Raw genomic sequence first — 24,584 nt, 5'->3', positions numbered from 1 at the left:
GTCATGCGGGTGCCGCCTGCTGGGTGGTGCGCCAGGCGAGCGCGGCGCCGCGGGCCAGCCGAAGGCAGGCAGCCTCGTGGTCCCGGTTGATGCCGCGCAGTCGGTTATAGGAGAGGTGCAGCAGGGAGCCGGCGACCGTCGCGGGGTCCATCTGGCCGGGTAACGCCGCGCGGTAGGTGGCCAGGGCCTTGGCGCGCGCTGCCCAGGCGTCCGCGAGGTCGCCAGGCAGGTGCGGCAGATCCCTGGGGACGCTGTGGCGGGCCAGCCGGGTGGTTTCGCCGACGACACGATGATCGATGGTCTGCGGCTTGGCGAGAACGCGTGTGATCAGGTAGTCGGCGGCAGGGCGTATGCCGCCGAGGAACGCGTCGGCGAGGTCGAGCATCGACAACGCCGTGATGCTGTCGGGATGCAGCCCGGCCGGCGGCTGGCGCAGCGCGATGATCGCGGCGGTGGTGTCGGCGCAGAACACGGCTTCAGCGGCCTGGAGAGCCGCGTCGGCGCCGTAGCGGCCGGCTTCCGGAAAGTAGGTGTCAAAGGCCACCTGTCCGGCGACGCCGCTCGTCGCCAACTCGGCGGCCCACGCGCCGAGGATCGCCGCGCGGGCCGCGTGGTGCGACTCGTCCGTGGCGACGCGGATGCGCAGATGGTCGGTCTGCTCGGTGTTGCGGTAGCGGACCATCCACATCGGCGCGCCGTCGAGCCGGGTACGCAGGACCGACAGACGGCTGGCGATGATGTCGTCCATGGCGGTGGGGTGTGTATGGACGCGGGCGGAGATCCATCGGGCGGTCGGATCGCCGGGGCGGTGGCCGTCAGCGTTGACCCTGCTGACCAGCGGCGGGGCGAGTTTGTTCGGTGCGGGTAGGCCCGCGCGGAACACGGGGGCGACGACCTCGTGGGCATGCCCGATCCAGCCGAGGTCCTGACCGGGCACGGCTCGGTTCAGCATCGCCACGCCCGTGTCGGCCAGATGCTCGCGCAAGATTGTGCGATGGGCGGGGACCGTGAGGTCCAGCCGCAGGGTCATGTCGCCGTCGGCCAGCTCCACGAGCTCTGGGCACCGATGCCGGTGCCGCCACCGCCCCAGCTCGCCGCTCCAGTCGGCAGTCGGCGCGTCAACGCCGGGCAGGTCGGCGGTGTGGAGGCGCCAGCGTTCGGGGGCCAGGATGATCCGGCCGTAGCGGACTTCGGGAAGGTGCGGCAGCGCGCCCGCGGCCGGTCCGAACTCGAACGCAGTCAGCGACGCGGCGAACGCGCGTGGCAGATGCGCCAAGAACCGCGCCAGCAACGGCATCTGCCGATCGAGCGCCAGCGCGTGATACACTTGTGGATCGATGATCCGGCCAGTGGCGGCCTCGATCAGCAGCAGACCCCGCCCAGTCGCGGTCAGCGCCAGATCTGCGGGTCTCAGCCCGCGCGGTCCTTCCGACGGTGGCTCGCCGAGGGCCAGTACCTCGGGCAGAAACCGGGGCAGCCGTGCGACGTTCTGGCCGCGGACGAACCTGGACGGGCAGGACAGTTGTACCGCGGTGGCGCCCTCGTGCAGCGCCGGAACCGATCTGTAGGCGCGGACCATCGCCGCGTCACGGGTCGAGGACTGGAACCTCGCGGTCAGGGTTCCGGTCGCGCGGGCTGGAGTCACGGCCAGCAGGTAGTCCCCGGCATTCAACGCCTCGACGCTTCTGGCATAGATCTTCGCCACGATCTCCCCGTGCGGCTGGATGAAACGCGGGCCGAACAGGTCACCGGCGGTGACGTGCCCGATCAGTGCGTCGGTCAGCTCAAGACGACCACCGTCGGCTAGCGCCTCCCACGCCAGAGCAAGCAGCCGCCGGTCCCGATCCGTTACCGACGGCGCGGGTGCCGGCAGGACCGAGCCCGGATAGCCGGCCGGATAGCCAAGCCCCGACGCGTCGTCGAGCACGTCGCGCAGCGGGACCACGCTGCCGACGCCGTAGCGTTCGACGAACCTGCGGTGATAGTCCGCCCATGCCGCCGGTCCCAATGGTTCTCGGCCCAGCCGCGTCAGGACACCTGCGGCCACGGCCATGTCCGAAGCGACGGACTCGGGCAGCTGAAGGTCGCAGTCGAGTACGAGGTCGAGGGCGAGGGGCGAGCGTTGTTGGGGGGCGATCTGGTCCATCGCCGCGAGCAGCGACGTGCGTGGCGCTGCCTGTGCCTCCAGGGTCGGCGCCGCGTTGAGTTCGCCGAGCCGGGTGTGGATCGTGGTCAGCTCCTCCACCAGCGGCGCGACCTCGACCAGGTCGCGCGCACCTGCCGTCCGAAGGACCGTGATCAGGTGACCGAGCGGATCGGTCTCCGTCATCGGCGCACGCAGGTTGGTGACCAGAAAGTGTTCGGCGACGAGCTGACGCAGTAATCTCTCGATGCGCTCAGGGCCTGCGGCGGTGAACGCCTCGTTCAGCCTGTCGGCCAGCTCGGCGAAGCGCACCGGACCGCGGGCGGCATCCCGCACGAGCCGCACTGGCGGAGTAAGCGGGATCTCCGCCTGGCCGTCCGGGTGCGGCACGATCAACCGCCCTGCCCGCTCGACGACGAGACTGTTGAACACGACGGTCACCCGCGCCAGCACCGGGCCCGTTTCCAGACGGTCAATGATCTCACCCAGCCACGCGGCATCAACCCGAACCGTCGACCGATGACGATCACCGATTCGGACCGACCCCACCTGGCCGAACCCCGTTGGCGCGACACCCGCGAACAGCGCGAACGGCGTCGACCGCCCCCCGGAACGCAGCAGGTACCGCACAACCGTCGCCGCCGCAGCGCGCACTCGCCGGTCCGTGACCGGATGCCCGGCCACGATCTGCTCGACCCGCGCGGCCAACGCGCCGCTGGCGAGCGCGACCGACTCCCGGGTCGCCGGCCAGACCTGCGCCAACCACACTCTGCACGCCGCCGGGTCTTCCAACACCGGCCAGCACGCCACGCTGCCCGGCGCGTTCGTCGCCGCGCGCAGCAACGCGGGACCCGCCGGCCGGTATAGCGCCCCGCCCATCGGCGTCGTCCCTTCCCCTGCCTTCGTCATATCCGCGTGACGCGCCGTCCCGTGCCGCCCCGACGGCGTCGGGACGGCACGGCGACGACTCGCGTTTACGAACTGGCGCACGCCGACGGGCAGGTCGACGAGCAGCCGTCCGAGGTGTCGCAGCCGTCGCTCGCCACGCAACCGTCGTCATTGACGATGGTGATCGGCAGGTCGAACCAGTCGGCCGGCATCGGACCCGATGGGCCGACCTCCTGCACGATGGACATCCGCGTCTCCTCTCGGTGCCGTTCCCCGGCGCACCTGCCGACCATCCCTGAGCACCACGCGCACGACGTGCATTCGCTTCGGGATGGCGCAGGGTCGGGAGTTACCATGCCGGCCTTCGGCGGTAACGAAAGGTAACGATGCCTCACCTACGGCGCAAGGTCATTCCCCCGGGGACGAAGTTTTCTCTTCGCGCCTTGTCCGGCCGCTGACCTGGGAAGATGACGTCCGCCGTGCTGGTGTGTTCGGCCTGACACGCCGGGATACATGCCCAGTCGTTCGGGTGGCCAGGCGCGGCCCGAGCGCAGCGGACCTCCGTCTGATTGCGCGACTGCTTCGCCCCGCAGCGCGGTTCTCCTGTGACCGGTGAAGCTGGGTGTGGAACGTGGTCAGCGACCAGTCAAGCCGAGGGCGTCGAGGTGGTCGCTCATCAGGCTGGTCAGGCTGGCCAGGAGCCGTTTGCCCTTCTCCGCGGTAGCGAGCGAGGGGCGGCCGATCACTCCCGTCCGCGTGTACGCCGTCATGCCGTGGACGAGGAGGTGCGGTCGGGGGCCGCCTCCCTCGTCGGCGGTCTCCCAGCCGGGCCGGACGAGGTCGGGGTGCACGTGCAGAAGGATGGAGGTCTCCAGCTCGCCGGCGTGCATGTCGTCGTGGGCGTCGGTCTCCAGCTCGGCGGCGGCGCGGGCCGCCGCCCAGTCCGACCGTCCAGGGAACAGCGTCATGCTCGGCCCGTCGATGTTGGCCTCCTGAACGATGTTGTTCAGGACGTAGTTGCCCCCGTGACCGTTGACGAGCACCACTGCGGCGATGCCGGAACGACACAGAGAGCTGGCGACGTCACGGACGACCGAGGTCAGAGTGACCGACGAGATGCTCACCGTTCCCGGGTACGAGGCGTGCTCGTGGGAGCACGAGAACGTGACCGGCGGGAGCAGGAACAGGCCGTACGCATCAGCCGCAGCCTCGGCGATCGCCTGGGCGATCAACGTGTCCGTCGTGAGGGGGAGGTGAGCGCCGTGCTGCTCGAAGCTGCCCACCGGCAACACGGCCGCCCGCGCCCCGGCTCGCTCCGCCTCGGCGCTGATCGCCGTGGTGATCATAGGAATGGCTGTCTCCTCCTCGCGGCGCTCACAACCCGGCAAGCGGCAAGGAACTGGCCGACCTCGACCACCCGATCGGCTCCCGCGAGCACGCCCGCCATACTGTCGAGCACAGTGTCCGCGCGTGCTGAACCCGTGGCCTGGGCGAGTTCCAGCGCACGCAGCCCCTCGGCTCCCGCCTCGGCCATGCGCCCGGCCGCGGTGTGCGCATCCGCCAGCCAGGCCCGCCACATGACCTCATCCTGACGCAGCCCGTCCGGCCAGTTCGCCAGGACCTCTTCCAGCATCCGCGTCGCCCCGTCCAGGTCACCGAGCAGCAGCCGGCAGCGACCTTCATACGCCGCCACGTAAAGGTCCGTGCAGTGGCCGTCCAGCGGGTCCGGGTCCACCTCGGCACCTGCCAGCAACCGGACGGCCTGGCGAACGGCAGCCCGGGAGGCGGCAGCGTCGCGGTTGAGGGCATGGCCGTGCGCCTGGCGGACGAGACACAGCGCGGCGGTACACACACTGCTGGAATCGAGGGCAGTCGCACCTTCCCCCAACGCGACGGCTTCCCAGCCACGCCCCTGATCAGCAGCCTGCTGAGCCCGTCGCATCAGGACATAGCTCGCGGTACGACGGTCGCCAGCCTCGGTGGCCTGGCTATACGCCAGCTCGGCCCACATCCTCCCAGAGCGCGGACGTCCGAGGTTGTCGGCGAGCCAGGAGAGGAACTCCGACCACCGGGCCTGGACCGCGAGAAGCTGACGATTCTCGACCGGTGACGTCCGGCGGCACGCGTCGAGCAATGCGAGTTGCCCGCGGGCCAGGCTCCACACCGAGCCGGGCCCACCGTCGTTGGACTTCCCGGCAACCAAACCCAATAGCTCGACCCAATGCTCCGTCGGATCCGTAATGTCAACGCCGATTGCCGACGGCTGACCGAACACGTCTGGTTCCGGCACCAAATCGAACTGGTGCGCGAATCCGCCGTTGTCGGCCGCGATCTCGGTGGTCGTCGTTAAGGAGACGCCGCCGATGACAGCTTCCCGCACGGTCTTGCCTTCAGAGTCTTGGCGCGCCGTTGGCAGTCCCTTACGGATCTGGCTGATAAGCATGAGATCCGCGGGGGGCATGTTCTCGCGGTCGTCGAGGTCGAGCAGGTTGTGGACGGTGGTGCCGTAGACCTCGGCGAGCAGGGCGAGAAGCTGGGGCGTAGGTCGGCGGCGGAGCGGAACTGGCCAGTTCTCCAGTTCGCTGAGCCATGGCGCGGTCCGGGTGGCGGCGCCGTCAGGGTCGAGGCCGGTGCGGGCGGCGTGGGCGTTGATGTGATCGGCTGCCTGCTGCTGGGTCCAGCCATGGGCGACGCGGTGAGCGGCGCGGGGGCGTATCCGATAGCGGCGGGCGAACTCGACGGCGATCTCGTCGTGGCTCATTCCGACCGCGCGCATCCGAGCGCGCAGTTCGTCCTGTTCAACCCGTTGGCCGGGTTTGCCCATGACGACGCCACGCCCCTTCCCCTCATCGTCGCTGGTCCCATTCCAAGCGGGACATGTCCATAGTAATGGATTGATCACAGATACGGCATTGCGTGTGGGCACCGCCGCGAACGCTGCCCGCATCCATCGACGTATCCCCAGATCAGCAGAGGCGGAGCGTTGAAGTCCACCCGCCGACGCCTTCCGCCGTACCCTGCGCCTGCTCGGCTACCAGCGACACCTGGATCGCCGCCTTCGAGCCCGCCGGTCAGCTACTGGCGCAGCTGGCCCGAGGCTGGACAGCTTCAGCGCGGACTGCGCGCCGTGCTCGCCCGCCACATCACACCGTGCGGCCACGCTGCCACGCTGCCACGCTCCATGGCCAAAAGTGGTACTAATCGCGTCATCGAACAACATCACGAATGGTGGCCCGCACGCACGCCTGTACGGCGCCCGGGTCGGCAAGGCGTTCGGCGAGGGTCTGTCTGCCGAGTTCACCCGGGACCGCCGCGGAGAATTTGAGGCCTTTCACCGCGTCGTCATCGATGTCCGGGCGGGCGACAACAAGGTCGGCGGATCGCCGGTCAATCATCCCGCGTAGATCTGCGGCCGTGACATGCGGGTGGAGCCGCACACGCAGATCCCCGACCGCGGCGTCCGGATCCACAAGTTCACCCAGACCGGCGGCCAACGCCGAGTTGGCCGCGAACCCGGCGAAGGTCCACCACACCGGTGGCGCGGCCGCGTCCCGGACGAGGTAGGTGCGCTCCCCCGGCCCGCCGTCCGCGAACGGGTACTTCTCCCGGAGCTCGTCAAGCGCGTGGACAGCCCGGCGGGACATCGCGACATCCGCGGTCTGCCCGGCGAGGACGTCGTGATGGGCGCGGGCCAGGGCACAGGACATCGCACGGCTGTCGCTGCTCCAACGCGAGCGCCCACGGAACTCGCTCGGCTCCACCCAGACCCGCCTTTTCCGCCAGTCGATGTGATCGACCTTCCAGGCCCGGCCCCCGAGCAGGACAACCCGCGGCCCGTCCTGCGTCCGGGCGGTGAACGCGAGCGGCGGCAGATGGCCGAGCGTGCCGCGCCCCCAGACAACCGCCAGCATCGGCTCACTGGTGAACACCGACGTCAGATCGAGGAAGAAACGTCGTCCGAATTCCGCCTCCGCGCGGGGCCCGATGGATACGAGCCCGCCGGAGTCGATGACAAAGCCGGACGCGGCCAGATGCGCCAGCACCTCCTGTGCCCCGGGGGTGCGGGCGAGCGCGCCAAGCCATTCGAAGATGTCGCTACGGACAAGGCGACGTTCCTGCAGGATGAGTCCGAGGATCTGCTGGGCGACGATGTGGCGTGGCAGCGCCGGTGGGATGACGGGTTCGACATATCCGCGTTGCCAGAGCAACGTCAGCGCCGCGGCACGCCAGAGCGAGTTCCGCGAGGTCGCCAGGAACAACGTGTTGCGGCGGGATCCGGCACGGCGGCCGGTCCGCCCGAGACGCTGGAGAAAAGAGGCCACCGTTGCGGGGGCGCCGATCTGGATGACCCGGTCCAGGTCACCGACGTCGATCCCGAGCTCCAGCGTGGACGTAGCCACGATGACACAGTTGGTCGAGGTCGCAAAAGCCGTCTCGGCCTGGTGTCGCTCATCCCTGGACAGCGACGAGTGGGACACGTGCACCCGGACACCGAGCCCGCGCAGCGCAACGGTCAGTTCCTCGGCCTGGCTGCGGGAATCGCAGAAAACAAGCCTCTTCTCGCCCTGGTGCAAACGGGCGATGACCAACGCGGCGTTGGCGACCGACCCCACATGGTCGAGCTCGATCCCGGGAGCGGCTGCCCCGGCTCCGAACGCCTGCGCACCGGCCGCCCCATCCGGGGATGCATCCACGTCAACCGTTTCATCAGCTGGCCTGACGACGGTGCGTGGCCGGGTTGATCCGTTCGCCAGCCAGTCGAGCAGCGCGTCCGGGTTTCCGACCGTCGCGGACAGGCCTACTCGCTGGAGCGACCGGCCGGCGAGCCGGGTGAGCCGGGCCAACACCCCGAGCAGGTGCCAGCCTCGGTCGTCACCGGCGAACGCGTGTACCTCGTCGACGACGACGGCTCGCAGATCGGTGAAAAGCCACCGGTGGTCAACCCGGGCAGAAAGAAGCATCGCCTCGATCGACTCGGGCGTGGTCAGCAGCACTTCAGGTGGATCAGCGGCCAGCCGGCGCTTCACCGAGTCGGCAACGTCGCCATGCCATACCGCGGCCCGCCGACCGAGCCATCCGCACATCGCGGACAGCCGCGGTTCGAGGTTGTTGAGCAGGGCCCGCAACGGGCACACATACAGGACGGACAACCCGCGCCAGCCGTCCCCGGTCATCCGCGACAACAGCGGCAGCATGGCCGCCTCGGTTTTCCCGCCGGCGGTGGGCGCGAGCAGCAGAGCGTCGTGGCCCGCGAGCAGCGGTCGGATCGCAGCCTCCTGCAACGGTCGCAACGCGGGCCACCGCAGACTGTTGACCACGTGGTACTGAACGGCCGGATCCAGGTCTGAGAAGGCGCTGTCGCTCACCGGATCATTCACAGCCGCAGGTCGATGTCGTCGACGGACGTGGCCGGTGGTGGCTGCGGCGGGGTGGGCATGGCCGCCCGTTCGGTGTCGGTGAGCTCGCCGGCGGCGAGCCGGACGACGTAGTCGCGGCGTGGGTCGAAGGTCGGGAACTGGTCCACGCGGTCCAGGACGTCGACGAGCTTCTTCACGAAGATGCGCGGTGCGACCCCGACCCGTCCGCCGAACTGGCCGGCCACGGTGTCGGCGAGTGCGGTGATGTAGCCGCCGTCGACGGCGGCGTCGATTCGCCTCGGCTCGGCGCATCCGGCTGCGTACAGGTCCCGGATCCGGCCGCCCAGTTCCGCCAGCGATGCCTGGGTGAAGCTGGGGAGCCGCAGTTGCACGGCCCGTGGGTTGTCGTACGCCGGATCCGGCAGGAAGTCGACGTGGAGCCGCTGGGCAAGGGGTGCGAGCCGCTGAGCTCCCTGCGGACCGTCGAAGAACGCCGGAGTTCCCGTGATCGCGAGCATGAGCCCGGGGAACCGGCCCGCGTCCACGTCGTCGATGAGCTGGCGCAGCGCGTTGAGTGCCTTGTCGCGGATATCTCCGCGCACGCGCTGCAGTGTCTCTACTTCGTCGAGGATGACTACGAGCCCGGTGTGGCCGCTGTCGGTGAGGACCGCGAGCAGCCCCTGGAGGAAGCCCAGCGCGCCGTCGTGGTCAAGGTCACCGCGTACCCCGGCAGCGCGTTTCACCGCCCCGGCCACGTGCGGCTGCCCGCCCAGCCAGGCGATCAGCCCTTCCGCGACCGCGGTCTCGCCCGCGGCCACCGCCCGTCGGTAGGCGCGCAGGGCCGCGGAGAAGGACGGGGCGACCCGCCCGAGCGCGGCCAGTCGCTGCTCGAGGAGATCCTCGACTCCCCGCGCAAGTTCATCCTCGCCGACGTCGCCACCGGCGAGGACGTCCTCTTCCAGCGCGAAGATCCAGGAGTCGACGACCGGACGCAGTGCGCTGGGCGCGAACTCGGCTGTCGAGAGTCGTTCGGCGAGCCGGCGGTAGACGGTTTCGAGCCGGTGCAGTGGCGTCTCGTTCTCGGAGATCTGGATCTCGGCGGTGGCGAAACCACGCCGCTTGCCCTGCTCGGCAAGCCACCTGGTGAAGAACGTCTTCCCGGCGCCGTACTCGCCGCGAATCGCCTTGAACGTCGCCTGCCCACGGACGAGCCGATCGAAATCCGCACCGATCGCCGAGGAGAACCGGTCGAGACCGACGGCCAACGCGTCGAGGCCCTGCTGGGGCACCGTACCCCGGCGGAGCGCGTCGATCACCTCCTGGCGGCGTTGTTCGGAGATGGTCATGTCAGGCCGGCCTGGGTTTTCAACAGCGCCGCATTGAGCCGCACAACATCTCCGTCGATCCTCAGCACCTCGTAGCCGTCGATGTTGAGGACCCGCTGCGCAGCCGCGACATGGCTGCCGACACGGACCTCGGGCACGTCGAGGGTGCGAGCCACAACCGCCCGGGTGGCGCCGCCGCCACGTTGGTCCAGCATGCGCAGCAATACTGCCAGTCGATCCGCGGGCATGGTCCCGCGGCGCATCCGCGCCAGCCGCGCGACCATCACGTCACTTGCGAGCACCCGCTCAACCCACCTGTCCGCGACCACCTCGGCCGCATCGAACAGCGCAGGTGCAGCGGGTTCCGCCGGAACGGCGCGCGCCGCCGACCGGCCCCTTCGCGGGGATGGCGTCGGCGTGCGGGGTGTCGCCACCGCCGGGGCAGACTCCACCCACCAGTCGGGGGCTGCATGGTGGACGGGTGCCCAGCCGGGCAGTTCACGTTCGGCCCGGCCCAGCAGCGCAAGCGGGATCACGACCTCCTGGGCGCTTGCCCCGCCGTGGTAACCGTTACGGATGTCGGTGTAGCGCAGCCCCTCGTTCCAGGCGGCGACGATCCGCCCGTGGCCGAGCAGCACGCGCGGACCGGTCAGCTCGACCTCGTCGTCCACGGGTGGCTGGGCCGACGACCGCCACCGGGCGCCGCCGCTGTCGTCGGCCGACAGCCGGGAACCGCGCTCGTGGACATGTCCGTGATCGCTGACCAGGAGGACGACGCGGTCGGATTCGTGGCCGACGGCCAGCAGGTCGAGGAGATGATCCACCGAGTCAGCTGTCCACGGTGCGCGGCCCCCCTTGTCGAGAGCCTCGTCGACGGTGTTGACCACGACCCCGACCACGGCGTTGCCGCCCCGGATCTCGTCGGCGACCCTCGGCGCGAGGGCGTCACCGGCACCGGCCGTGGTGAGATCGTTCTTGTGGAACAGCGGCCAGCCCCGCTCGTGGAAGGCGGCGCGTTCGTGGCTCTGGGTACCGTCGGTGAGCCGTCCGCACAGCAGGCTCGTCCGCGAGACCCGGGTGACCGACGGCAGTGCCGCGAGCACCGGACGGGCCGGAGCAAGCGTGTGCTCGACCCAGCCGCGCGCGGACAGATCCGCGAGCAGTTCCCGGGCCACCCCCGTGGACAGCCCGTCGAGCACGACCAACAGCACCCGCAGGTGCGCCGACAGCGGCAGCACGACCTCGCCGAGCACCTCCTCGACGCCCAGCAGCTCCCCCAGCGTGGAGCCGGTACGGACATGGTCGGCGAGCAGGTGGGCGAACCGCTGCTCGTGTTCCGCGCGTACCGCGTCGGCCGCCGCGCACAGCGCCCGGTAGGCCGCCGCGACCGCCGGGTCGACGTCGCCCTCCCACACCCGGGCGCGCGCCACATCCACCCACGCGTCCTCGGCCTGCTGGCGGCGGGCCGCTTCGGCGAGGCTCGCCGCCACTGGCGACGGAGTGGCCTGCCGGTAGGCCAACCAGCGCAGCAACCGGACGGCCATCTCGACCCGGCGTACCCGTTCGCCGTGGTCGACAGCGAGCGCGTGCGCCTTGAGTCGCGCGGATTCCCCCTCGACCGGCGCGAGGTCCGCCGCGCACAACCGCCGCTTGCGCAGCAGAGCCACGATCTGCGATCCGACGCTGCGTACCCGCTGAGCCAGACCTGACTCCAGGACCGTACTCGGGAAGGCGAGGTCGCCGGCGCCCTGCTCGATGAGAAGCTCCTCGGCGCGCCGCAACACCTTCCCCGCGACTGCCCTGCCTTCCTGGGCCAGGAGCCGCTGGACGAGGCCTTCGGCCGCCCGCCCCCAGTCCGCGGCGGTCGCCGCGTCGAGGGCTCCGCCAGCCGCCCGCGTCTCCAACATGGTTCGCGGCACCTGCGCGGCCTCGTGCACATCAGGATGGGTCAACACGGCGAGCACCAGTCCGACGGCGACGGTGTCAGGGCCGTACCCGCCGGCGAAACAGCGCAGGACCGCGCGGGCCACGTCCGCATGGCCGCCGCGGCCCGCGAGCCACGTGGTGAGGCCGTCACGGATCGCCGGATCCAACGCCGTCCAACCAACCAGGTGTTCAGGGGCGATGCTCCACTGGAGCAGCCCCGCAAGGTCGATATCGAGGCGGCTCAGCCCGACCTGGGTCTCGGCTAGCACGCTCAACGCGCTCGCCCGATCAAGGTAGCCGTTCGCGACGGCCGGGTAGCCCTCCGCCGGGGGTGCGGCGAGCAGTGCGTCGACCGCCCACTGCTCCTCGACGAGCGCAGGGTCGATGTCACGTGCCCGGAACAAGCTGGCGAGCTGCTGCCAACGGTCGAGCGGGAGCACCTTCTGCCCGGTGAAACGGGCCGTGACGCTCGCCCCGAGTTCGCTGGTCTCGTGCTCGGTGAGCAGGACCAGAACATCACCGGGCGCCAGGTCTGCCACCCGCTGGAGCTCATCGCGGATGGCGAGCGTGGACACGCAGGGTCGAACGATCATCGCACGGCCGGTGGACACGGCCAACCGCTCGTCGTGCGGCCACACCGGGGCTGCGGCCAGCGCGATCACCCGGGCCTCGGCGTCACGGCGCAGGATCTCGGCCACCTTGGCGCGTACCAGCACCGGCGTGGCCAGCAGCATCACTCCACGACCTTCCAGGTGACGCGGACGCGTCTGCCCTGTGCGGCAAGCGTCGAAAGGACACCTGCCATGGCCGCCACCGAGGTCTGGTCGATGACGCGCTCACCCTGCGCGGCGGCCTTCCCGGGATTGGTGGGATTGGTGGGCGGTGCCATCTGCCCACCGTCATCTTTTTTGTCCCTGGTCGCTTCCAGGACCAACCGTCGGACTTCGCGGTCGGCCTTGCCGAGGGCGGGCTGCAGATGTTCGGCCCATTCGTTGGCCGCCCAGACGCCGGCAAGCTCGTCGGCTACCGCCTTCGCCTGCACGCCCTGGGGATGCCCGAGGCCCCAGCCTGTGACGGTGGCGAAGATATCCCAGTCGACCCGGCGGATGGCGGCGACGAGATCGGTGGCGGTGCTCAGGCTCCGGCCCAGATGGAGCGGGACACCGGGCAGGTCGAAGGCTGCAAGTAAACCGATGAGGGCCACATTGTCAGTGGCCGCCGCCAGTTCCTCGCACAGCCGCACGACGCCTTCCGCGATCCGCACGCGCTCGGTCGTACCGGCATCGCCCCTTCCAGGTAACACCGCCGGGCCCCGCTCGACCAGAGCGGAATACAGCGTCCGTGCCGCCGATATCCGGTCCGCGACGATGCGCCGGACGCGTTCAGCCAGCAGAGCGACATTACGTGCGGTACACAGCTCGGTGACGTCGGCGACCGCGAAGATGGCGTGGGCCCGGTCGCGGGCCTCCAACCAGGTCGCCCCGTCCGGCAGCGGCTCCTCGACGATCCGCGCATCGGCGGGCAGCGGCTGCAGAACGCTGACGTCGATCGGCTGGCCCGCAACGATGCTGCGGTTGGTCTGCTCGGCGAAGACGATCAGGACGAAATTCGCGATCTCCTGGGGTAGACCCATCCGCTGTGGCTCGTCGAGCCACAGCCTCAGATCCCGGACCATGATCGGCCGTCCTGCCGCCTCGGCTTCGGCGATCTTACGGCCAAGGTGCTGTTCCCAGTGGTGGCCGAGCACGAAGTACTGGGCATGCTGCTCGCCGAGTCGCAGCAGGTTCGCGACCTTCGTCATAATCGGCCGTTCACCGGGCTCCACCATGATCCGGTGTTCCGGGTGTTCGATCGCCCGGCGGACCTGAACATGCGCCTTGCGCAGATCCGTCTGGCGGACCTCGGCGGGGAAATGCGGATGAGCGGGGTATTCCCAGCTCAGCACCTGGTCAAGAAGGTTCTCGAACGCCTGTCGTAGCCCGGCACCGGCAGGCACCCTGGGGGTGAATCCGGGTTCGAGACTGACGAATATGTCGATCCCGCCATGCGCGGTGTCGACGAGCGTCTCGTCCGGTGTGATGACGCCATAGGCCTGCAGCAGAGCATTGGACAGCCGGCTGCGCAACTGGTCGCGCTGCGCGGCCATCTGCTGCCTCGCGATGGCCTTCTCGTTGTCCGACAGATGCCCGGCGAGCTGGTCGAAGCTCGGCCCGAGGGCGTACTGCAGGCGCACGTAGCGGCCGAGGTCCCGTTCGACCTGCGCGGTGAAATGACGCGGAACCCAGCAGACGGTCCGGGCGGGCCGAGCCGCACGCAGGCGGGTCACCCGGTCGGAATCTTCTACCGGCGAATGTCCCTTGTCGTCAAACGGGAAGCCGAACGCTACCCGCCAGCCGTCGTGGTTCGGTACGAACATGCTGTCGCCGAGATCGCCGGGGTCACGGATGGTGCCGTGGACCAGCTCGACGCTGCGTCTGGTACCCCGCCAGATCGTGGTGTAGGTGGTGACCCTGTCAAGGGTGACTTCCTTGGATGCGCCGAGTGCCTCGAACAGCAACGCCCGCGCCGCCTGCCGTCGGGTGCCGTCGGAGTCTGCGCCCTTGGCGTTGTCCAGGACTCCCTCAATGTCGATTCCGTCCAGGCGCACCGAGATCAGCGGGCTCGCGTCGTCACCGGTGAGCTGAACCGCGCCGAGCCTGGCCGCCCACTGGCGGACCACCTGGAGCACGGCACCGCTTTCCTGGCCGGAGACCAGGGACCGGATGTAGCCGTGGTTGAGCGCGACGACCTTGCGTGCGGTGAGGTCCCGCATGGAGGAGACCTCGGGCATGAGCGCGGCGAGCACCAGGGTCTTCGCGATGCGGTCGTCACGGTGCACGGCATGCGTCGACGGCACCGTGTCCACGGCTTCCTCGACAAGCCCGTGGTTTTCCAGGATGAGCCGGCGGATCTCCGCATACACCTTCTGCGCGTTGCGCCACAGCGCACCCAGCTCACCGCTGATCGGCTCGTCGTTCGCGACGAGCACGTCGAACAGGTCCGAGACCGGGACGAGCTGCCCGAGCGCGAGGGTGTCGCGCTGGTCGACGAGCAGTTGCTGCATGACCCGCAGTGCTGTCCGCTCCCGCTGCAGCGCACCGGACAGGGCTACCAGCGTCTCCACGAACGCCGGACTGAACGGGTACGTCAGCCGGAACGCGTGGCGGTCGGCATGCGCGGTCATGAGTGCGGACCGGATGTCCTGACGTACCTGGTCCATCGCCGCGAACGCGGTGTCGATCTGCGCACGGGCGTCGTCGCCCTTAACCCTCAGTAGACGCTTCGAGGCGATGACCGGCAGGTTGTTGTCGGACAGCTTGACCGAACCGAACCTGCCCTCCCACCACTTGAGACTGTCGGCGAACGCGAGATGGTCGGTGCCGGGCAGGTTCGTGCCCACAAGCTCGCGCAGGTCGCGCTGCCGGGCGACGAAACTGACGATCGGCACCGGCCGGTCCGCGTTGGCCGACTCGACGAGTTTGGCCACCTTGGGCGCCTCGTTCGCCACCCAGGCGTGATCGGCCATCTTCGTGGCGAACCAGAGGATCAGCTCGTCGAGGAACAACACGAGCGCGTCGTAACCGAGGCTCGCCGCGTGCTGGCTGATCGCGGCCAGTCCATCGTCGATGTTCACATAGCCGGTGCCGGCGCTGCGGGCAAGATCCGCGAACCCGGTCAGGGCCTCCCCCAGCGCGCCGACCAGGTCCTTCTGCTCCTTCGATCCTGGCCCGGCGGCGAGGGCCGCCTCGAACCTCTCAGCGTCCCAGGCCTGCCCCAGGTCACCCCATCCCTGGTCGCCCTTTCCGAAGAGTCCGAAGAACGCATCATCACCGAGCTTGCTCCGCAGCGTGATCGCGGTGTCAATCAGCGGGGTGTCGATGAGAACAGCCGGCAGGGGGGTGTCCGGGTGCAGTGCTCGGACATGGGCGAGATAACCGCCGAAGATGGCCTCCTCCAGCGTCTGCCGGCCGACGAGATGGTACGGCACGAGCAGGAACCGCTTACCGATCACATCACCGTCGAACCTGGCGACCACCGGGGCGAGCTCACCGATCCCCCGGGCACCGGGATGGTTCGCCAGCAGCGCGCTGAGCACCGCCATGAAATGGCTCTTGCCCGAACCGAACGAGCCGTCGAGATAGGCGGCCTTGCTGCTGCGGTCAACCAGAGCACCCTTGATGATCCCGAGCGCCTCACCGAAGCGGATGGCAAGCTCGGGCGTGACGACATAGTCGCGCAGGGTGCGCTCGATGTGGGTGACGCCCTGGGCAAGGTCGAGGACGAAGTCCCCGGAGTGCACCGTCTCGGGGACGTTGATGAGTTCGGAGATCAGGGTCATGTCTTCGCCGGCTTCGTCGTCTTCTTCTTCGTCCGGGCCGGCGGGCGCCAGCCGGTGAGGTCGTCGCGGGTAAGGCCCAGCTGAAGCAGCTGCTCGTCGAGAAAACCGGTGTAGGCGTCGGCGGGCCGCACGCCGAACTCGGGATCGACATCCGGATGCCACTGCCCGACCCAGGGCAGCAGTTCTCCCAGCCCCGCCAGCAGCGGAGTGAGCCTACCCGCATCCCACACGTCGGACTCACGCCGGTCGGTCACATAGGTGGTGAGCGCCTGTGCCTGTTGCAGATGGTCCCACCCGGCCCAGCCGAGCAGCAGCGTGCCGTCGCGGGATGCGTCCGGGTAGGAGATGAACCGCTCCTTGGGCACGTCCAGCTTGCCGCGGTTGCGCCAGTACGCGATGTCCCGGAAGTCGCCCTTCTCGTACTTCGGCGGCACGTCGATCTCGCCGGCCTTCTCCCCCGCGTCCTCGCGGCGCTGCAGGTCCCAGGTGCGCTCCCACTGCGCGCGGACACGCAGGCCCGTGTCGGTGTAGCGCCAGGCGGCGAGAAAGGGGACATGCTGGTCCTTGACCAACCCGGCCACAACGTCGCCGAGGTCGGTGTCGCGGGCGTGGAGCGAAGCCACTGCGACGAAGTCGGCATCCGCGCGCAGCTCGTCGGCGAGCTGGGCCACGGTGCGCGGCGTCGGCTCCGGCCGGTGCCACCGCTCACGGGCCTCCAGCCGGTCGAGCAGCCAGCCCCGCAGCGCGTCGGCCTCCATGTCCTCCCATGGACGGATGGCCCAGCGCCGCTTGCATTCGGGCCGCTCGATCAGGTGCAGGTACGGATCGTCGGCGATCTTTCGAAGTCGCCGCTCGACCAGCTCCCGGTAGTCCGCGGGCCAGTGCGCCGGCGGCTCCGTGATCGGCGTCGACCCGTGCCGCGTAAACCACTCGGTCTTCTCCTCACCGGCGGCCACCTTGCGCGCCAGCGCGATCTCGAACGCCCGCTCCCCCAGCGCCAGCGGCGGCTTCGTCACGCCGTGACCGATCAGTTCGTCGACGTCGTCCCCGAGCAGCCCGTAAAGGTCGTAGACCTCCCAGTCCAGCTCCTCCTGCGCCGCGATCATTTTCTGGCGTGTCTCAATGTAAGCTGCACGCGCCCTATCAAGCACTTGCCGGGTAGGGACACCGACAGCACACACGGCACCGGCACTACGCTCGTCGAGTCGTCGCGACAATATATGCAACTCCTGAGACCTTTTTGGTGTTAAGCTGCCCGCTAGCGGAATCTTTTCCACAATGGAGCTAGCAAATTCATATGTCCACGACCATGGATGTGCGGCAGATCCTCCCCCTTGATGCTGAGTGTTTTCCCGCAGCCAGAAACAGACGGTGGAGGAATTGAGAACGCCAAGCAAAGAGAGATGGTCTTCTTCGCTTGCACCCTCCATCAAATTAATCAAAGGAGCCGTCTGCTTGAAGACATTTTCTCCCCGATCAAGAACAAAATGATTGTGCGACACTTTGAAAGCATAAACAATCGACATTGAGGTACGGTAGCGCTTCGCAAAAAACATCGAATACTCAAACCAAGCCAAACCTCGCTCAATCTGCGACCGGCCATAGGCTACACGGTGGTTCAGGTGGGAACGATATGGCCAAAGCAAACGAAGCAATCCGGGATCAGATTCCGCATGGAACGTGATCGGATTATATGGCCAAGCCGCTATTATAGGCCTAGCCATATGCCAATCCCTTAGGACATCTCCCTCAACCAAAGGTCGTCGATGATCTTTAGATACCTGGAACCGATGAAGTGTACCGTGGCCTACAACGAAGGCGGAGTCCTCTCTCGTAACGGCACCGAAACCGATATCTGCGATCACCTCGGCTACCGAACGATCACCGGCTTTTTCGATGACCTGGATGAGTTCGATAGCACCATCACCTGCTAGCGACCACGGATGGGATTTCAATATAGTGCGGTCAAGGTCTACTACAGTGATCCAATAATCCGACCATCCTGGCCGGTCGACGCGACCAGTGAGAGCCAACCAAACGTTACCATTTGTCGAATTCTCGGGTCGACCATTCTCACCCCGGACGCGTAGCACCGCACGCACACTTGAAGAAACAGGCGCCCGATTGCGCCCAATCACGATAACCGTCGGGGTTCCTTCACGATTATGCCCAGGAATATAGGCACCGCTGGTGTCGATCACGTGAGTAAGATCAACGGTCGGAAAAAATTTCTCGATGAGTTTTCTGCCGAACTCGCGCTTCATGAAGGAGTTGGCGGTGATCTGCCCGGTGAACCCACCACTCACAGCAAGATCGAAAAAACGCTGCGCGAATGGAACACTCAGAGCGTATTGACGATGGCAGGCGTCCCACAAGCTACGGTACACATTACTGAGTACCGGGTCCTTGACGGTGATGTATGGGGGGTTGCCCACAACGGCGTGGTAACGCTGGCCGAGAACATCCTCCAGTTCCCGGGCGTCCTCATACTCGTAGACGAACTCGCCTTCGCCGGCCGAACCGGCGAGCACATGCTCGGTGAAACCTTCCAGCGTCTCCTGGCCGTGGCGGACGCCGAAGCGCAGCGAGTCGCCGATCGCGACCCGGATACGCCAGGTCGGGGCGTCGGCGAGGCGGGTGATGCGGCAGGCGGTCAGGGCAGCGATAACGAGGCGAAAACGGGCGATGGCCGACGCGTACGGGTTGATGTCGACCCCGTGCACCTGGCCCAGCGCCCGCTCGACGTGGACCCTGACGTCGATGCCGGGCTCCTGCTCCCGCCAGCGGTCGAGCAGGCGGTGGAACGTGCCGAGCAGGAAGTGGCCGGAACCGCAGGTCGGGTCGATGAGCCGGAGGCCATCCAGGCCGTACTCGTCGATGGCCGGGTCGAGGGTGCGGTCGAGGATGAACTCCTCGACAAACTCGGGCGTCTGCAGGAGCGCGTAGTCCTTACGGGCCTGCTCGGACAGATCCTGGTACAGATCGCCGAGAAACCGGGTCGACAGCTTTTCGTCACGGAAATCGTGGCTGAGCACGCCGGTGTCCGGATCGATCCGGCGCCAGAAGTCCAGCAGCCCGGTAGCCGCGTCCGGGGACATCTCCGCCAGGTGCAGCGGGTTGTGCCGGTCGACCAGCGTCCGGGTCGCGTCGTACCGCTCCAGCCGGGCGATCGCCGCCCGCAGGTAATCCAGGTCGGAGTCGGCCGGACGCTCCCGGAAGTAGTGGCCCTGCCGTTCCCGTGCCTCGGCGAGGCGGTCATCCGGCCCGGCGAGCATAGCTTGGTCAAGCAGCCCGTTGTCCTCGCAGAACCGGGTGAACACGCAGGCCAGCACCCAGCCGACCGCCACCTGGGTGAACTGCTGGTCACGCCACGTGTCATACGTGAGCCCGGTACGCCGGCCGGCCTTCGCCTCCGCGTACCACGTACGCAGCCGCGCGTCCGCCTCGCCACCGGCTTCCGCCTGCGCACGCAGGTCGGTTTCCAACCCGCGGACCTGCTTCTGCAGATCGGCCAGCAGGCGCTTGGCCTCGATCATGCTGCTCCCCCTCGGCGAGCCGGGACTCGTACCCGACAACCCGCCGATTCAACACCCCGCCGGTGACGAGCAACTCAGGCGCCAACGATCCGAGTCCTGCCGGTAGGTCCGGCTGGCCAGCGGTGCCCCCGCCGGAACGGCCAGTCCTGGCTATAGTTGTGGCTATGTCGATCGTTGAGCAGATGCCGCTGGCGGAGGTGAAAAACCGCCTTTCGGAGGTTGTGGACAGCGTCGAACGCGAGCACGGCCGCGTCGTGATCACACGGCACGGCAGACCAGCGGCGATCGTCATCAGCGTCGACGACCTGGAGTCCCTTGAGGAGACCCTTGCCGTCATGGGCAGCACCCAGCTCATAGCCGACGTCCGGGAGTCCCTCGACGACCTCGACGAGGCGGGGGCGACCATCCTGACCAAGGACGAAGCACTGCGCCTCGCCACCGGCCGGTGACCGACACCTACGAGACCGCCTTCACCGCGCCCACTCGACGCACCCTTCGCCGCCTGCCCGAAAAAGTCGCCACCGCCGTCGTCGAGTTCCTCTACGGATCGCTGGCGGCCAACCCCCACCGCGTCGGCAAGCCACTCCAGCTCCAACTCGCCGGACTCCACAGCGCGCGACGAGGCGACTACCGCATCATTTACCACGTTGACACCGACAACCACCGGGTCGAGGTCGTCGCGATCGAACACCGCGCGGACGTCTACCGACCCCGCGGGTAGAAGCGGGTAGAAGCAGTCGGAGCGTTGCGGACCCGCAGATCGGCCAGCAGGCGCTTATTCTCGATCATGCCGCTCCCCCCTCGGCGAGGCGAGACTCATGCCTGGCAATCCACTCCTCGGACAGCGCCAGCCACTGGTTCCCGAACTGGGGTACCGGGGCGCCGCCGTCGAGCAGGGGCTGCTTCTCCGCGTCGGCCCAGGGTACGAGCACCCACACCGTGCGCACCGCCGCGCCGGCGGTAGCCTTCCGGACCGATTCGCGCAGGTCGTCGAACAGGGTCAACGAAGCGTCGTACCGCGCGAGCACACCGGCGTTCACCAGCAGCACGGCCGGTCCCGCCGCCTCGATCGAGGCCCGCACCGCGGTCATGCCGGCCTGCGCGACCTTCGACAGATTGGCCCATTCACGCGACGTCCGCTCGGCCGCGTCCGCCGCGAGCACCCGCGCCCACGCCACCCGGTGACGCTCGCAGAAGTCGCGCATCCCCGCCAGCAGGGCACTTTCCACGTCGAGGACGGTGACCTCCTGCGCGGCCAGGCACCGTTCGACGCGGACGAGCCGGCGCGGCGGCACCGACAGCACCAGCCATCCGCCGTCCGCCAGCGACCGGGCGAGCTTGTCATCCATGGCCAGCACCCGATCCTCGACGCGTCGCCACCCGGCCCTGGTCATGGCGACCGTGCCACCCGTGCCGCGACGCGGCGTGGTGCCGCGGTAGGTCGCAAGCGACGTCAGGCCATGGGCCTCCACCCGGCGTGCGAGGTACTGCGCAGCATCGCCATCCCAGCGCAGCGGCACGCCTGCCGACTCGAGCAGCCCGTCGAGGTCAGGCCGGCCGGGCAGAGCAGTGGCATGCGGGAAGCGGGCAGCGATCCGCTCGGCCACCTGCTCGGGGGTGAGCCCGGTGCTGCCGTAGAGCGCACCGGCAGCCAACCGCAGCGCGCGCCCCGCGTCCAGACCATGCGGGTAGACCTCAAGGCGCGGCGTCGCGGCCGTGCTCCGCGATGCGATGACCGCGACCTCGACAAGCCGCTCAGGGAAGATCATCGACGGATCGGTCCCACCAGGCGCGGCAACGGCACGTAATCTCTCGATGACCCGAGCTGGAACGGGGAGGGGATCTGTTCCGGCCAGCTCATCGGCCGCGGCACCGAGCCGGGAGGCCCAGTCGAGCCGGTCCGCCGTGGAAGGCGCGTCCCCGGCATGCAGCGGACCGGCAGCGACGAGAATCCCGTGGGGCTCACGGCTGTAGACCAGTCGCGGGTCTCCGTCGCCGTCGCCGTCGCCGTCGATGTCGCTGTCGCCAACCGAGCCATCGGCCAGCTCGGCGTCGATCGCGGCCCGTACCACCGCCTCAGCGAGCCGCGACCGCAGTGGCTCCTCGACCGTGCTGCCCTGGAAGTCGAGCAGCGCTGCCGCGCAGTGACGCGCGGACGCGACCCCGCCGACCGACTCGACGACCTCGACGACCGTGTCCCGCAACTCGCGCATCCCGTCGAGGGCGAGCCAGTGCTCCTCGAACCTCGCGACCGCGTCCCGTACCGCGCGCTGTTCCTGGCCGAGAGTCCTGGCCGCGTCACGCAGGCTCGTCCACGCGCTACCACCGTCCTCGCCGAGGCCGAGCAGAGCCTCGGCGACACGACGGTCAATCTCGTCCGGGACGAGCGCGGCGGCCACCCGGTCAAGCAACGTCGGCTGGTTCGGCCGCTGCGCCGAGGACTCGGCCACGCGGACGGCAAGCCGGTCAAGCTCCTCACGCAGCCGGTACCGCGTCTTGGTGCCGATACCGGGCAGCCAGACGACCTGCGCCGGCGAAAGATCGATCGCGCCACCGACCGCCGCGATGTCAAGCCGCTCCAACACGGCGAGGACCTGCGGGGACAGTCCGGCCGCGCCGATCGGGGTCTCTCGGCCGACCCGCTGAACCGGCGCCGGTGACACTGCCGCGGCCGGCTCCGCGAAAATGATGTCCCAGCCGCGGCGCATCTCCTCCGCCGTGTCGAACCGCTTCTTCGCATCCCGGTGCAACGCCCGGCGGAAGAACCGCGCGAGACTCGTCGCGTAGGACCTGTCGAACAGCTCAGGATCGATCGTGACGTCGGCATCGGTGAAACCCGGGTGCGCACCGCCGGCCCCATACGCCGGTCGCCGTGCCGTGGCCATCTCGTACAGCGTCACAGCAGCCGCATACCGTTCGGCCGCCAGATCCCACAGCCGGCGCTCCCCATGGCCGAGGAACGGGTCGAGATACGGCTGGGTGCCGGCGTTTATCGAGTCCAGCGGCTCCTTGGCCAGGGAGAAGTCGAACAGGACGAGCTGCCGCTTCTTCCCTTTGCCACCGCGCTCGGCCACCCCCAGGTTGTCCGGCTTGATGTCACGATGGGCGACGCCGTGCTGTTGCAGACACTGGACGATCTCCAGTAGGTCATCGCCCCATTCCTGCAGCCACTCGGGCTGCAATCGGCCCCGCACCCGCAGTTCCTGGGCCAGTGTGCGGGTCCCGGCGAACGAGACCAGCAGCGCGCGCCGGGGACCGACGTCGATGACACCATCGCTGAGCAACTCCACGACACCGGGATGCTCCCCCAGGTCGGTAAGCGCGGCGGCCTCGGCGGCGAGGCGCGAGTCCTTGCCCCGGTCAAGCGACACTTTGAGCACCGCGCGCTCGCCGTCGCGCTCCACGAGCAGGGCAAGCGCGGTGGAGCCGCGGCCCAGCCGCCCCATGACCGTGAATCCGCCGTCCAGCTCGGCCCCGGCCTCCGCTTCCAAGGGGTCGACGACAACCGTCGCCTCCTGTTCGACCGCGGCCAGCCGTTCCCGCACCAGGTCGAGATCGAGCAGGAAGCCGGCCATGTCCCGGGTGCGCTTGTCCGGGTCGGCGTCGGTCGCAGCGGCCACGAGCTCGTCAAGCGCCGCCGGCACGGCATCCATCTGCTGGGCCAGGGACAACCGGCCGTGCTCGGCAAGTCGCCGGGTGAGTGCCCCGTACGTGGACGCAGGCGGCCCGCCGGTGAACAGGTGGTAGGCGATCGCACCGACACCGAAGACGTCGAGGGTGACCCCGTTCGTCGTCCCCCAGCTCCATTCCGGCGCGAAGTAGGCGCTCGTGGCCTCGTCGGCCAGCCCAGCGTAGCCGCCGGTGGCCGTCACCGACGCCCCGGTCGTCGACTCCGAACCGCGCGATGCGGTCTGCCAGTCGGTGATCTGGATGAAGAAGCCATCCGGCCGGCGGCGTACCCAGACACAGCGCGGGCTCAGCCCGCGGTGGGTGAGCACCCGACGGTGGGCGTACGCCATCGTCTCGGCGATCCCCCGCAGCAACGCGAGCCGGTCGTCGAAGGACAGCTCCCGCTCATACTCCCGCAAGAAGTGATCGAGTCGGATCAGGTCCGGGTCATGGTGGAAGACGACCGCCGGGCCGAGGTCATGCTCGACGAAGTCGACGGGCGTCGCGATACCGGGATGGTTGATGCCACGCAGTGCTAGGTACTCCCGCTCCGCGGCCCGCACCAGCTGGTCGCGCTGGTCACGGGAGTCGACACCGCTCGCCAGGTAGATGCGGACCCGGCGCGGCCGGTCCTGCGCGAACCGGTGATGGCGGGCCAGAAAATCCTGCCAACCAGGCCCCTCGCCGAAGGCCGGCAACTCCAGACGCAGGCTGCCCACCGTACGGACGCGCTGAGACTGGCGGATTCCGGCCTGATCGACCGCGCGGGCGAGAGCACCGCTGAGGTCCGCGTCGACCCTCCCAGGCTGGCGCGCGTAGTCGAGGAAGCTCGAGAGCTCGCGCTGGTCGTGACGCCCGAAGACATGCGCCCGGCCTTCCGGAGTCAACCTGACCTCCAGGCGGGCGTCGCTCAGGAAGACCGCGCCCTCGATCCATGGCACCCGACGCCCGCGCATGGCCTGCTGGGAAGCCAGCAGCGACTTCAGCTTCCGTGCCTTACGGGCCGCTCCGATGACCGGGTTGTCGACGGGGGCACGATGTGTCTGCCGCCACGTGCCCGCATCGCCCACGAGTACTCCGGACCACGACTTGATCTCTAAGATGACGATGCCGGCAGGGGTGACGAGCAGCAGATCGATCTCGTTGACCGAACCGTCGGTGCCGAGGAACTCCGCGTTCGCCCAGGCCCGGAACGGATCCCTGTTCGGCAGCAGCGTCCTGAGATACCCCAGGGCCGCCCGCTCCCAGGCGAACTCGGACGGCGTGCACTGCTTCCAGCGCTGATCATCCACCCGAACCCCCGCAGCATCCCCTGGGGCCTCCGGGCGAGACGGCTTCGCCATCGCGCGTCGCCCTTTGGCC

The 24,584-nt window shown here is 68.7% G+C and carries 12 protein-coding genes; 2 read left to right on the top strand and 10 right to left on the bottom strand.

Annotated elements, in window-relative coordinates:
- Position 1: 1 nt before the first annotated feature.
- From U9983_RS09600 to pglX, 9 genes are all read right to left on the bottom strand, one after another.
- Complete coding sequence (locus tag U9983_RS09600; RefSeq protein ID WP_322753668.1) at positions 2-3,022, bottom strand: lantibiotic dehydratase; 3,021 nt, start codon at positions 3,020-3,022, stop codon at positions 2-4.
- Positions 3,023-3,117: 95 nt separating this feature from the next.
- Positions 3,118-3,279, bottom strand: a complete 162-nt coding sequence (locus tag U9983_RS09595; protein WP_322753667.1) for an FxLD family lanthipeptide — start codon at positions 3,277-3,279, stop codon at positions 3,118-3,120.
- 387 nt (positions 3,280-3,666) lie between these two features.
- Positions 3,667-4,383 carry a creatininase family protein gene (locus U9983_RS09590; protein ID WP_416211329.1) on the bottom strand — a complete coding sequence of 239 codons (717 nt, stop codon included), beginning with the start codon at positions 4,381-4,383 and terminating at the stop codon, positions 3,667-3,669.
- Complete coding sequence (locus U9983_RS09585) at positions 4,374-5,855, bottom strand: helix-turn-helix transcriptional regulator (protein WP_322753665.1); 1,482 nt, start codon at positions 5,853-5,855, stop codon at positions 4,374-4,376. Before U9983_RS09585 ends, U9983_RS09590 begins: the two co-directional genes overlap by 10 nt.
- Before the next feature lie 382 nt (positions 5,856-6,237).
- On the bottom strand, positions 6,238-8,397 hold the full coding sequence (locus U9983_RS09580) for a DEAD/DEAH box helicase (protein WP_322753664.1): 2,160 nt from the start codon (positions 8,395-8,397) through the stop codon (positions 6,238-6,240).
- A gap of 8 nt (positions 8,398-8,405) precedes the next feature.
- Entirely contained in the window at positions 8,406-9,734 is a 1,329-nt protein-coding gene (gene brxD / locus U9983_RS09575; RefSeq protein WP_322753663.1) for a BREX system ATP-binding protein BrxD, read from the bottom strand.
- On the bottom strand, positions 9,731-12,373 hold the full coding sequence (pglZ, locus tag U9983_RS09570) for a BREX-2 system phosphatase PglZ (RefSeq protein WP_322753662.1): 2,643 nt from the start codon (positions 12,371-12,373) through the stop codon (positions 9,731-9,733). Before pglZ ends, brxD begins: the two co-directional genes overlap by 4 nt.
- Positions 12,373-16,017, bottom strand: coding sequence for a hypothetical protein (locus U9983_RS09565; RefSeq protein WP_322753661.1), 3,645 nt, complete (start codon positions 16,015-16,017; stop codon positions 12,373-12,375). The genes pglZ and U9983_RS09565 overlap by 1 nt, the downstream gene beginning before the upstream one ends.
- On the bottom strand, positions 16,014-19,553 hold the full coding sequence (pglX, locus tag U9983_RS09560) for a BREX-2 system adenine-specific DNA-methyltransferase PglX (protein ID WP_322753660.1): 3,540 nt from the start codon (positions 19,551-19,553) through the stop codon (positions 16,014-16,016). The genes U9983_RS09565 and pglX overlap by 4 nt, the downstream gene beginning before the upstream one ends.
- Before the next feature lie 164 nt (positions 19,554-19,717).
- On the opposite strand from pglX, the gene U9983_RS09555 reads away from it, so the two are divergent.
- Both U9983_RS09555 and U9983_RS09550 read left to right on the top strand, forming a co-directional pair.
- Positions 19,718-20,002 (top strand): type II toxin-antitoxin system Phd/YefM family antitoxin, encoded by a 285-nt coding sequence (locus tag U9983_RS09555; protein ID WP_322753659.1) that lies wholly within the window; start codon positions 19,718-19,720, stop codon positions 20,000-20,002.
- Positions 19,999-20,274 (top strand): type II toxin-antitoxin system RelE/ParE family toxin, encoded by a 276-nt coding sequence (locus U9983_RS09550; protein WP_322753658.1) that lies wholly within the window; start codon positions 19,999-20,001, stop codon positions 20,272-20,274. Before U9983_RS09555 ends, U9983_RS09550 begins: the two co-directional genes overlap by 4 nt.
- A 64-nt stretch (positions 20,275-20,338) precedes the next feature.
- On the opposite strand, the gene pglW is transcribed toward U9983_RS09550, so the two are convergent.
- Positions 20,339-24,565 (bottom strand): BREX system serine/threonine kinase PglW, encoded by a 4,227-nt coding sequence (gene pglW / locus U9983_RS09545; protein ID WP_322753657.1) that lies wholly within the window; start codon positions 24,563-24,565, stop codon positions 20,339-20,341.
- Between the last annotated feature and the right edge of the window lie 19 nt (positions 24,566-24,584).

Source organism: Protofrankia sp. Cas3 (genome assembly GCF_963555955.1).
In the GTDB taxonomy this organism is placed as follows: Bacteria; Actinomycetota; Actinomycetes; order Frankiales; family Frankiaceae; genus Protofrankia.
This window is presented reverse-complemented; position numbering and strand designations above follow the sequence as displayed.

Coding starts and splice junctions, on each gene's coding strand:
- U9983_RS09555 (WP_322753659.1), top strand. CDS start 19,718: ATGTCGATCGTTGAGCAGATGCCGCTGGCGGAGGTGAAAAACCGCCTT.
- brxD (WP_322753663.1), bottom strand. CDS start 9,734: ATGACCATCTCCGAACAACGCCGCCAGGAGGTGATCGACGCGCTCCGC.
- U9983_RS09595 (WP_322753667.1), bottom strand. CDS start 3,279: ATGTCCATCGTGCAGGAGGTCGGCCCATCGGGTCCGATGCCGGCCGAC.
- U9983_RS09585 (WP_322753665.1), bottom strand. CDS start 5,855: ATGGGCAAACCCGGCCAACGGGTTGAACAGGACGAACTGCGCGCTCGG.
- U9983_RS09600 (WP_322753668.1), bottom strand. CDS start 3,022: ATGGGCGGGGCGCTATACCGGCCGGCGGGTCCCGCGTTGCTGCGCGCG.
- U9983_RS09565 (WP_322753661.1), bottom strand. CDS start 16,017: ATGACCCTGATCTCCGAACTCATCAACGTCCCCGAGACGGTGCACTCC.
- pglX (WP_322753660.1), bottom strand. CDS start 19,553: ATGATCGAGGCCAAGCGCCTGCTGGCCGATCTGCAGAAGCAGGTCCGC.
- pglZ (WP_322753662.1), bottom strand. CDS start 12,373: ATGCTGCTGGCCACGCCGGTGCTGGTACGCGCCAAGGTGGCCGAGATC.
- pglW (WP_322753657.1), bottom strand. CDS start 24,565: ATGGCGAAGCCGTCTCGCCCGGAGGCCCCAGGGGATGCTGCGGGGGTT.